Annotated in this window: 10 protein-coding genes; 1 reads left to right on the top strand and 9 read right to left on the bottom strand. The window is 64.0% G+C overall.

The genetic code is table 11. From position 1 onward, the window contains the following. The 4 genes from IEY31_RS18645 to dnaA form a co-directional block, all read right to left on the bottom strand. Nucleotides 1-132, bottom strand: a 132-nt coding sequence (locus IEY31_RS18645; RefSeq protein ID WP_229723412.1) for a pyruvate kinase, incomplete at its 3' end; no start/stop codon positions are given. Between the two features lie 126 nt (nucleotides 133-258). After that, nucleotides 259-1527, bottom strand: a complete 1269-nt coding sequence (eno, locus tag IEY31_RS07635; protein ID WP_188970553.1) for a phosphopyruvate hydratase — start codon at nucleotides 1525-1527, stop codon at nucleotides 259-261. Between the two features lie 285 nt (nucleotides 1528-1812). Next, entirely contained in the window at nucleotides 1813-2901 is a 1089-nt protein-coding gene (dnaN, locus tag IEY31_RS07630; RefSeq protein ID WP_188970551.1) for a DNA polymerase III subunit beta, read from the bottom strand. A gap of 449 nt (nucleotides 2902-3350) precedes the next feature. Further along, complete coding sequence (gene dnaA / locus IEY31_RS07625) at nucleotides 3351-4712, bottom strand: chromosomal replication initiator protein DnaA (protein ID WP_373289126.1); 1362 nt, start codon at nucleotides 4710-4712, stop codon at nucleotides 3351-3353. Nucleotides 4713-4912: 200 nt separating this feature from the next. Here dnaA and IEY31_RS07620 point away from each other — a divergent pair, with 200 nt between their 5' ends. Further along, nucleotides 4913-6295, top strand: a complete 1383-nt coding sequence (locus tag IEY31_RS07620) for a VanW family protein (protein ID WP_229723401.1) — start codon at nucleotides 4913-4915, stop codon at nucleotides 6293-6295. 80 nt (nucleotides 6296-6375) lie between these two features. On the opposite strand, the gene parB is transcribed toward IEY31_RS07620, so the two are convergent. The 5 genes from parB to mnmG form a co-directional block, all read right to left on the bottom strand. Continuing rightward, nucleotides 6376-7230: a ParB/RepB/Spo0J family partition protein ParB gene (gene parB, locus IEY31_RS07615; protein ID WP_188970549.1), complete on the bottom strand. Its 855-nt coding sequence runs from the start codon at nucleotides 7228-7230 to the stop codon at nucleotides 6376-6378. Further along, nucleotides 7214-7963 carry a ParA family protein gene (locus tag IEY31_RS07610; protein ID WP_188970547.1) on the bottom strand — a complete coding sequence of 250 codons (750 nt, stop codon included), beginning with the start codon at nucleotides 7961-7963 and terminating at the stop codon, nucleotides 7214-7216. Before IEY31_RS07610 ends, parB begins: the two co-directional genes overlap by 17 nt. Before the next feature lie 86 nt (nucleotides 7964-8049). Continuing rightward, entirely contained in the window at nucleotides 8050-8799 is a 750-nt protein-coding gene (gene rsmG / locus IEY31_RS07605; RefSeq protein WP_188970546.1) for a 16S rRNA (guanine(527)-N(7))-methyltransferase RsmG, read from the bottom strand. Then, complete coding sequence (locus IEY31_RS07600) at nucleotides 8796-9116, bottom strand: hypothetical protein (RefSeq protein ID WP_188970545.1); 321 nt, start codon at nucleotides 9114-9116, stop codon at nucleotides 8796-8798. The genes rsmG and IEY31_RS07600 overlap by 4 nt, the downstream gene beginning before the upstream one ends. A 117-nt stretch (nucleotides 9117-9233) precedes the next feature. After that, complete coding sequence (mnmG, locus tag IEY31_RS07595) at nucleotides 9234-11042, bottom strand: tRNA uridine-5-carboxymethylaminomethyl(34) synthesis enzyme MnmG (RefSeq protein ID WP_188970544.1); 1809 nt, start codon at nucleotides 11040-11042, stop codon at nucleotides 9234-9236. Nucleotides 11043-11077 lie beyond the last annotated feature (35 nt).

The raw sequence follows: 11077 nt of genomic DNA, 5'->3' as shown, positions 1-11077 counted from the left end.
GGGATCGCCGTGGCTGAAATTCATGCGGACGACGTTCAGTCCGGCGTCCATCATGCGGCCCAGCACTTCGGGGCTGCGGCTGGCCGGCCCGACGGTGGCAACGATCTTGGTGGCTCGATCAAAATGTTTCATGGCGTTCCTCGTTTGCGGTGGAGCTCAAAAGATCAGTGTACTTGGAAGTGGTTCCAGTTGCATTTGAACAGGCGGCGAACCCTGGAATTGTCCCGATTTCCAGCGTCCGCCGCCTGTGTTTTCGCTTTACCTGAGGGCCTTGCGGCCCGGATAGACGGCGCGGTCACCCAGCATGTCCTCGATGCGCAGCAGCTGGTTGTACTTGGCGATGCGGTCCGAGCGGCTGGCACTGCCGGTTTTGATCTGTCCGGCGTTGGTGGCGACCGCCAGGTCGGCAATGAACGAATCCTCGGACTCGCCGCTGCGGTGGCTGATGATGGTGCCGTAGTGATGGCGCTTGGCCAGCTCGATGGCGTCCATGCTCTCGGTCAGCGAGCCGATCTGGTTGACCTTCACCAGAATCGCGTTGCCCACACCCGTGTCGATGCCGCGCTGGAGGCGTTCAGGATTGGTCACGAACAGGTCATCGCCCACCAGCTGCACCCTGTCGCCAATCCGGGTGGTCAGCGCCTGCCAGCCGTCCCAGTCGTCCTCGGCCAGACCGTCCTCGATGCTGACGATGGGGAAGCGGGAGGCCCAGTCGGCCCAGAAGTCCACCATCTCGGCGGTGGACAGCACGCGGCCCTCGCTTTCAAGGTGGTACTGGCCGTCCCGGTACAGCTCGGTCACGGCGGGGTCCAGCGCGATGCAGATGTCCTTGCCCGCCTCGTACCCGGCCTTCTCGATGGCTTCCAGTAGCACTTCCAGGGCTTCCTCGTTGCTTTTCAGGTCCGGCGCGAAGCCGCCCTCGTCGCCAACGTTGGTGTTGTATCCGCGCCCACTCAGAACCTTTTTGAGGCTGTGGAAGGTCTCGGTGCCGTAGCGCAGCGCCTCGCGGAAGCTGGGCGCGCCCACCGGCATGACCATGAATTCCTGAAAGTCCACCGAATTGTCGGCGTGTGCGCCGCCGTTGATCAGGTTCATCATCGGCACCGGCAGGATCTTGGCGTTGCTGCCGCCCAGGTAGCGGTACAGCGGCACGCCCAGTTCCTCGGCGGCGGCGCGGCTGGTGGCCAGACTGACGGCCAGGATGGCGTTGCCGCCCAACTTGCCCTTGTTGGGGGTGCCGTCCAGCGCCATCAGGGCCGCGTCGACCGCGCCCTGGTCACTGGCGTCCAGGCCCACCACAGCCGGCCCAAGCGCCTCATTGACGTTCTTAACCGCCTTCTGCACGCCCTTGCCGCCGAAGCGCTGGCCGCCGTCGCGCAGTTCCAGCGCCTCGTGGGTGCCGGTGCTGGCCCCGCTGGGCACAATGGCTCGGCCCATGAAGCCGCTGTCCAGGTGAACCTCGGCCTCCACGGTGGGGTTTCCACGAGAATCCAGCACTTCACGGGCAATCACTTTTTCAATGTTCATGACGGTTCCTCCTGAACGTCACCCCGCACCCAATTTCCAATTCACAGGGCGAGCAGGTGTATCTCGGACACTATAAGCGCCTCTTGCTACAGCAGGGCGCCTCTGGTCTAACACCACCCTGGATGGCCAGAAAATTACGGCTGAGACGAGAGTTATCCACAAAAGTTATCCACAGCCGGAATAACTGTGGATAACTTTGTTAAAGACGAAGTGAATTCCAGGCAGACCCAAACCGAAGACGGGATGCCACCGAGTAGATGCCCCGCCAAGGCCCCCACTGGCCCCTTAGACGCGCAGCGTGACCATGACAGCCATGTAGCCACCTCCGCCACTTGCGCGGAAGATAGCGGGGCTTGTGGAGCCGGAGAACAGAAGCTCGGCCTCACCCTCAATGGGACCCAGGGCGTCAAGGACGTGCCTGGCGTTGAAAGCGAGGCTCATGGCCGGTTCCACGCCCCCTTGCGTGACGGCCAGGGTGTCCTGGGCACGGCCGTAATCGCCCTCGGCTGCCAGACGCAGCTGCCCCTCGGACACCAGAAACTCGACACGGTTGTTGGCATTCTTGTCGGCCAGCACGGCCACGCGGTTCACGGCTTCCTTGAGGGCAGTGGCGGGCAGGGTGACCTGCAGCTTGATGTCTTTGGGAATCACGCGCTCGTAGTCCGGGAAATCGCCGTCCAGCAGCTTGAGGTTCATCCGCACGCGGTCGGTGGTGACGCTGAGCATGCCCTCGCCATACGTGAATCGGGCCTCGCCGTCCTTCAGCACGCGAATCAGCTCATCGACGCTGCGGGCCGGAATGATCAGGTTGCGGCCATCGCCGCTGGCCGGAAAATCACGAATCGCCACGCGGTAGCCGTCGCTGGCCACCACCCGCGCAGAACCGGTTTCGGTGTGGTGTTCGAGCTTGATGCCCCGAAACACCGCCTGAAAAGCCTCGTTGCTGGCGGCGTAACGCACGCTGCCCAGGGCGCGGGCCAGTTCCTCGGCGTTCAGGCTCAGGTCCGCGTTGCTCGGGAAGCTCAGCGGCGGGTACGCCTCGGTGTCACCGGTCTGCAGTTTGAAATCCGACCCGCCGGCCCGGACAGCCAGCTCCTGCCCCACCAGTTCCAGTTCCACCAGCTCGCCGCCTAGGTTGCGGACGATCTGCGCAAACAGGTGGGCGGGAACCACGAAGTCTTTCGGCTCCTGAACTTCGGCGGGCACAAAGCACGACAGGTCGATTTCCAGATTCGTGCCGCTCAGCGTCAGCCCGGCCTCGCTTGCCTCGACTTTCAACGAGGTCAGCAACGGATTGCTGCTGCGGCTGGGCACCACCCGTTCCAGCAGGCCCAGCCCCTCGCTCAGAATTTTCTTGGTGACGTGGGCTTTCACGGCTGATCCCTTCGGATGCCTTTGCCGGATTCCAACTTTGAATTTCGTCTCATGTCAACATCTCACTTTTTGGACTTGATCTAAGAATTTCTGGTTTGCCTTCCAACACCTATCTCTTACCTGTCTTTAAATAACTATAAAAGATAGTAGTAGTAGTAATAGGGCCTGTGGAAACTGTGGATAAGTGGCTTGAAGGTGCGCTGGGCGCAACTTCTGCCTGTGGACAAAATTGTGGATAAGTGGCACTTGCCTGTGGATAACCTGTGGATAAAAAGGGGGGTTATCCACAGGGGTGTCAGAAAGGCGAGTTATCCACAAAATCATCCACAGAAAAAACGGGGTTATCCACAGGTTATCCACAGGGTTATCCACAGCTTGTGAAAGTCTACACACCGTTTTGGAACGCGTTTTGGAACTTATTCTGCTGAAGACAAAATATGAAATTATGATTATGCATCCAGATCTTCATCATCCAGCCCCTGCATCTTGCGCCGCAGCAGCTCAACTGAGGCGGTGATCTCCTGATCTTTGCCCAGCTGTTCTGTGACTTTGCTGATGGCATGCATGACGGTGGAATGGTCTCTACCGAAGAATTGTCCAATTTCCGGCAGGGAGTGGTCCGTCAGCTCACGAATCAGGTACTGCGCCACCTGACGCGGCACCACCACCTCGCGCACCCGGCCCGAGCCCCGAATCACGTCAGGAGGCATGTTGAAGTGGGACGCCACCTGACGGAGTACATCCATCATCTCGACTTTTACTTCGCGCGGCGCGAAGATGTTGCTCAGGGCCTTGGCCGCCACACCCCGCGAGAACGGCACGTTGTTCAGGCTGGAAAAGGCCACGACACGCATCAGGGCGCCCTCAAGCTCGCGGATGTTCTTGGTCACCTGCCGGGCAATCAGTTCCAGCACGTCCTGCGGAATGTCGATGCGGTTGTGCTCCGCGTTCATCTTGAGGATGGCCACCCGCGTCTCGTACTCCGGGGACTGGATGTCGGTGATCAGGCCCCACTCGAAGCGGCTTCTCAGCCGCCCTTCCAGGGTCTGGATGTCCTTGGGAGGCCGGTCCGAGCTGAGGATGATCTGCTTGTGGTTCTCGTACAGCGCGTTGAAAGTGTGAAAGAACTCCTCCTGGGTGCGTTCCTTGCCCGCCAGAAACTGGATGTCGTCCACCAGCAGCAGGTCCACGCTGCGGTAGCGGTTGCGAAACTGCGTCATCTTGTCGTCGCGGATGGCGTTGATCAGGTCATTGGTAAACGACTCGGTGGACACGTACTCGATGCGTTTGTCGGGAAAGCGCTCGGACATGTAGTGCCCCACCGCGTGCATCAGGTGGGTCTTGCCCAGCCCCACGTCCCCGTAAATAAACAGCGGATTGTACGCCTTGCCCGGCGACTCGGCCACGCCCATTGCCGCCGCGTGCGCGAGGTTGTTGTTCGGCCCCACCACGAAGTTCTCGAAGGTGTACTTGGGATTCAACCGCTTGCGATTTTCGGCCTGGTCCTGCGCCGAGGGGCCGCCAGTCGAGCTGGACGGCGGCCTGCTGGGTGCGGGCGGCGGATCGTTGAGGGACAGCAGCGTGTCCTGCGCGGCGGGCAGCACCTGAAAACTGACCTGTGGGTTCTGAGCGCCCAGCGAGCGGAGGGCGTCTTCCAGCAGCTCCAGGTAGTGCTTGCGAAACCATTCCTGCGCGAAGGAATTGCGAACACCCAGCACCAGCGAGCCCTCCTGCACCCCCAGGTTCTTCACCGGCGCAAACCAGGTGTGGTATTCAACTTCCGAAATGTTCTTGCGGACGTACCCCAGCACGTCCGACCAGATTTCCTGCGAGATAGGCGCGCACCTCCCTTACGTACTGCGTAGCGCGGGTCAGCATACCACCCCCCTCCTGGCCGCCCGGCCGCATCGTCAGCCGCGCGGCGGAAGACAAGGGGTTTCCAGGCCTCAGCCTGCCACCCCGTCAGCTGCGGTTCATGGTCCAGAGGGCGGTGCGTGAAATACTGCCGGGCATGAGCTTGAAATTCCGCTGGTCCCTGGCCCTGAGCGCCGCGCTGGTGACAGCCGCGCTGGGTCAGGGTGTTGCCAAGATGCCGGCCATCCCCGCGCTGCCTCCCCCTTCGCAGCCCGCCCCTGCGCCTGAGCCCACGCCGCAGCCGGAACCCACAGCGGAACCTTCTCCACAGCTGCCCGCACCGGAACCTCAGCCAGAACCTCAGCCTCTTCCCCAGGTGCCGGTCCCTACCCCCCCTGGGCCGGAGCCGGCGGCCTCGCCCATTGCCCCTCCACCCGTCAAGGCTCCAGCGTTCAAGGCCCCGCTGCTGATCAACGTGGAAACCACCATCCCGGCCCTGGTGAACGGCAAGAAGACCACGGTTCCGCTGACCCGCACCCTGACCATTCCCGGGCCACGCATGGCCTTGATCCGCCAGAGCGGGGAGATCACCGTCAGTCTGGATGCCGACCTCAAGGCGTTCGTGGATGGGCTGACCGGCAAGGCCCAGGACGCCCGTTTCGAGCAGCTGTGGGATGGCTGGGCAGTGGTGCAGCGCAACGCCCTGAAAATCGATCTGGAGGCTACGCGCGCCAGCGTCCTTGCGGCCATCCAGGATCCTAGAGGCGTCAAGGCCAGCGTGGTGGTCAGTGGTCAGACGCCTCCTACGCGCACGCTGGACTACTTTCTGTCCAGGGGAATTACCGCGCACCTGGGCACTGGCGAGACCAATTACTACGGCAGCAGCGCCGACCGGGTGACCAATATCCACGTGGGCGCCCGCAACTTCCGTGACCGCCTGTTTGAGGGGAAGGTGTTTTCCTTCAACGGATTCATCGGCCCGATCACGGCGGGGAACGGCTACGTGGCTGGATTGGTTATCGCCGGGGACCGCACGGCCAGTGGTGTCGGCGGCGGCATCTGTCAGGTCAGCACCACCGTCTTCCGCACCCTGTACGGCGCAGGCCTGCCGATTGCCCAGCGGCAAAACCACTCCTATCAGGTGCACTACTACGATCCGCAGGGCCTGGATGCTACCATCTACCAGCCCAGCCTTGACCTCAAATTTGCCAACGACACTGGCGGCGCGCTGTGGTTCCAGACCGAGTGGGACGATGAGGCGGCCACCCTGAGCGTCAGCGTCTTTGGCAAGGCGCGGGACTTCACGGTGGAGATCGGCAAGCCGAACACGCTCAGTTCTACCCCCTCACCTGCGGACCGCCTGATTCCCGACGCCAGCCTGCCTGCCGGTCAGCGCAAGCAGATAGACTGGGCGGCTCCGGGGGCGGTGATTGAGGTCACCCGCAAGTTTGTACGGGATGGCAAGGCTTTCAAGCAGGACATCCTCAAGAGCAGTTACCGCCCCTGGCCGAACATCTTTCTGGTGGGCAAGGCCCGCTGACGGGAAAGAGAGGGGCAAAGCAGGAGGGAGAGGCGTTCCAACCTCTCCGTCTCCCCTTTTTCCTCTACCGGTGATTCCTGCTACTCGGCCTCAAAACCCAGCAGGTTCAGCAGCCGGTCAAGTTCCTCACGCGAAGCGTAATTCAGCTCTACTTTCCCCTTGCCCTCGCCGGTGATGCGGACGCGGGTACCGGTGCGTCGACTCAGGTCCAGCTCCAGCTGACGGTAGGTGCGCGGCGGGTTGACCTTGACCGGGGCACCGGCCCGGGGCCTGCCCTCGCGGCGCAGCGCCTCGGCCTCGCGTACGCTCAGGCCTCGCGTGGTGATCTGTTCCAGTGCCCAGGCGCGGTCCCCGTCCGCCTGGGCCAGGATGGCGCGGGCATGACCGGCGCTGATCTTGCCGCTGTCCAGGGCGCGCAGGGCCCCCTCGCCCAGGGTCAGCAGGCGCAGGGCGTTGGACACGGTGCTGCGGCCCTTGCCCACTGCCTGCGCCACCCCCTCCTGGTTCAGGCCCTGGTCCAGCAGGGCCTGATAGGCCCGCGCCTCTTCCAGTGGCCCCAGATCCTCGCGCTGCAGGTTCTCGACGATGGCGATTTCCAGGGCTTCGCGGTCCCCCAGATCGCGGATGATCACCGGCAACTCGGTCAGTCCAGCGAGCTGACTGGCCCGCCAGCGCCGCTCGCCGGCCACGATCTCGAAGGCCTCGCCGCGTGGGCGCACCAGCAACGGCTGGATGATGCCCTTCTCACGGATGCTCTGGGCCAGTTCGGCCAGCGAGCCCGGTTCGAAAACCTGACGCGGCTGATAGCCCGCCTGCACGATGCGGTCAATGTTGAGGGTCTGCACGCCCCCGGCGCTGCCCGGTGGGGCCGTGTCCGTCACCGGGCGGGCCAGCAGGGCGTCCAGGCCCCGGCCCAGGCTAGATTTTCTCGACACGGGACATCACCTCCTCGGCCAGCCGTTTGTAGGCGGCGGCCCCGCTGGACAGCGGCGCAAAGGCGTTGATCGGCTTGGAAAAGCTGGGCGCTTCCGAGAGCCGCACATTGCGCGGGATCACGGACCAGAACACCAGATCACCGAAGTGCTGACGCACCATCGTCTCGACCTCCTGGGCCAGATTGGTGCGTCCGTCAAACATGGTCAGTACCACGCCCAGCACTTTTAACCGGGGGTTGAGGCCGCCCTGGACCCGCTCCACCGTCTCCATCAGCCCGGCTAGCCCTTCCAGCGCGTAGTACTCGGCCTGCAGGGGAATCAATAGGGCGTCGGCAGCGGCCAGCACGTTCACCGTTAGTGGCCCCAGCGAGGGCGGCGCGTCCACCAGCACCAGGTCGTACTGCGTCAGATGGCCCAGCAGACGGCCCAGGGCGTCCGGATCGTCGGCCAGCTCCACCCCTGCCCCGGCCAGGTCAGGGGTCGCGGGCAGCAGGTCCAGACCCGATTGATTGGTGGACCGGATGCATTCGGCGGCGCGGGCCGGGTCTTCCAGGGCCTCGTATAGCCCTACCTCCGCGCCGCGCAGGCCCAGGCCGCTGGTGGCGTTGCCCTGGGGGTCCATGTCCAGCAGCAGCACCCGCCGCCCCCCCGCTGCGAGGTAGGCGGCCAGATTGATGGCGGTGGTGGTCTTGCCTACCCCGCCCTTCTGGTTGACCAGCCCCAGTACCTTCATTGCGCCCTCCTGTCTGCCGGCCCGGCCTCGTGCAGCCGTCTGTTCTGTCCGTCTCCCATCAAGTCAACCTCACCTTTGCCCCCACTTTAGCGTGCTGTCCTGGGCGGCGGGGTCCAGAACAGCGGCTGGGCGGTGGGTACCCCCGCGCGCCGTGGGTACTTCGACGGCGTCGGCCCAAGTTTCTCAATGACAATCAGGGTTCGCGCGTCTCCCAGGATGGGCAGGTCAAACGGATCAACCACCTGCACCTTGCCGCGCACCTCTCCTGCCGCGCGGCGCCCAGCATTCAGCTCCTCGGCAGTGATGGCTCCTTTTTGTGCCACCAGCAGGCCACCCTCACGCAAGAGAGGCAGGGCCAGTTCCGCCAGCACCGGCAGGGAGGCCACCGCCCGGACCACCACACGGTCATAACGTTCCCGGTGGTCCGGGCTGCGTCCCAGCATTTCGGCCCGCCCCACCAGCGGCGTGACCTGGGGAAGGCTGAGCTGCGTCGCCGTATCGCGCACAAAGTCGATCTTCTTGCGAATCGAATCCACTGCTGTGAAGTGCAGGTTGGGCCTCACCAGGGCCAGGGGAAAGGTGGGGAATCCGGCGCCGGTCCCCAGGTCCAGCACCTTCAGTTCACCTTCCAGATATCCGCCGCGCAGGCAGGTCAGGGAGTCCACAAAGTGCTTGAGGACAATATCTTCCTCAGTTTTGAGGGCCGTGAGGTTCAGGCGTTCGTTGCCGGCCTGAAGCAGCGAAAACAGGTGTTCGAAGGCGGGCAACTGGGCGGTAAGGTCCAGCTCCAGCAGTGCAGCGCCGCGTTGCAGCAAGTCCAGTCCGTCGCGGTTCACAGGTGGTACCTCTCTTTCATGTCGGCATACCGCTCATACACATGCGTATCGATGTCGCGCAGCGGCAGGCGGTCCAGCAGCGGCAACAGGGTTTCACGCAGCACCTGCCCCCGCGCCATCCACTGAAAGTAGCTGCGACCACCGTGCTCGTAGGGGCCGTACAGTTTGGACCCCGGACACAGCCGGAGCATCGTTTCAAACAGCGCCTGATGTCGCGTATGCATTCGCAGCGTGATCTGGGGCTGTTTTCCATCCCCGCCGAAATGTCCCTCGCCAATCAGAATGCCCAGCAACAGGCCCTCTTCAAAAGTATTCAATCCTGCCCCTCCATTGTTTCACCGTCAAGTTTCCCGTGAAACGCGGGTTACAGTCAAGCAGCTCGAATTGGGTGGGGTAGATCCAATTTGTCTCCTACTCTCCTGCTTGTTTCACCGTCAAGTTTCCCGTGAAACGCCGCGCTTTTTGAGGTGAACCAGCAGCGCCCCGATGTCCGCGTGGCGCACCCCGGAGAGACGTGCCGCCTGCTCCAAGGTATCGGGGCGGCTTCTGCCCAGTTTTTCCCGGGCTTCATTGGACAGGGATGGTATCGCCGCGTAGTCCAGACCATCCAGCCGCAGGTCACGGGCGCGGTCCTCCGCCCCCAGTTGCTGGCGGGCGCGGGCGATGTAGCCGGCGTATTTGACGCGAATCTCGATGGCCTCGCGCTCGCTGGCGTCCAGCTCCGCGTTCAGCGAGATGCCCAGCGCCTCGACGTCTGGCAGGCTGAACTCCGGGCGGCGAAGCCAAGCGTCGCCACGCTGCCCCCCGCTGCGCTGACTGGTGAGGGCCTGCATGCCGGCGGCAACGCGCTCATATTTGGCCTCGATCCGGCGCAGCTCAGTGTCGCTGACCAGTCCCAGCCGGTGACCCAGCGGGGTCATGCGCTCATCGGCGTTGTCCTGGCGCACCAGCAACCGGTGCTCAACGCGGCTGGTCATCATCCGGTAGGGCTCATCGCTGCTCTTGAATACCAGATCGTCCATCAGAACCCCTATGTATCCGGTGTCCCGTCCCAGAGGCTCAGTGGTGAGCTCAAGTGCGCGGCGGGCCGCTGCTGTTCCGGCCACCAGCCCCTGCGCCGCCGCCTCCTCATAGCCGCTGGTGCCGTTGATCTGGCCCGCGGTAAAGACGCCGGGCAGCCGCCGAGACTCCATGTTCAAGGTAAGCTCGGTGGAGTCCACCACGTCGTACTCCACCGCGTAGGCGTAACGCTGCACCACCGCATGTTCAAACCCCGGCAGGGTCCGCACCAGCTGGTCCTGAAGATACGGCGGCAGCGCGGAGCTGAAGCCCTGCAAGTAGACCTCGCTGGTCTGGATGCCGTCCGGCTCGACGAATAGCAGGTGGCGGTCATGGTGGGCAAAGCGGACCACCTTGTCCTCGATGCTGGGGCAGTAGCGCGGCCCCCGGCCCTCGATGTCGCCGGAGAACATCGGCGATTCCTGCAGGTTCTCGTGAATCAGCTGGTGGGTCTGGGGGGTGGTGTGGGTCTGCCAGGTGGGGGACTCCTGGGCGCGTGGGCCGGGCGTGCCGGTAAAGCCGCGCGGCTGGGGGTCGGCGGGAACCTCCAGCAGGCTGGAAAAATCCACTGAATCGGCGCGGACGCGCGGCGGCGTGCCGGTCTTGAAGCGTTTAAGGACATGCCCGGCCCGTTCCAGCGGCGCGGACAGGAAGCGCGACGGCGGCTCGCCCTGCCGCCCCTCGGCGCGGGACTGGCGGCCATACCACGTCACCGCCCGCATGAACGTTCCCGCCGCAACCACCACGCTGCGGCAGGGGAGACGCCGCCCATCGGTGGTCACGACCAGCCAGCCGCCACGACCGTCTGCCTCCAGATCGGCCGCCTCGCCGCGGATGACGTCGATCTCAGGCTGGCTGAAGATCACGTCCTGGGCGTGTTCGGCGTAGGCGTCGCGTTCGTTCTGCACCCGCAGCGATTGGACAGCGGGCCCCTTGCTGGCGTTCAGCACGCGGGTGTGGATCGCGGTGTCGTCGGCCAGCCGGCCCATCAGGCCGCCCAGCGCCTGAATCTCGAACACCAGCTGGCTCTTGCCGGGACCGCCCACCGCCGGGTTGCACGGCATGCGGCCCACCGTTGCCGGGTTACCCACCAGCAGGCCCACCCGTGAAAATTTGGCGGCGGCCCACGCCGCCTCCAGGCCCGCGTGGCCTCCACCGATTACAATCACATTCCAGCCACTCATCGGCCCAAGTGTATCTGGCGCGTCCAGCGGTGACG

It is taken from the genome of Deinococcus aerolatus (genome assembly GCF_014647055.1).
Lineage (GTDB): Bacteria > Deinococcota > Deinococci > Deinococcales > Deinococcaceae > Deinococcus > Deinococcus aerolatus.
The sequence above is the reverse complement of the archived record's forward strand: the minus strand, read 5'-3'. Positions and strand labels throughout refer to the sequence as shown.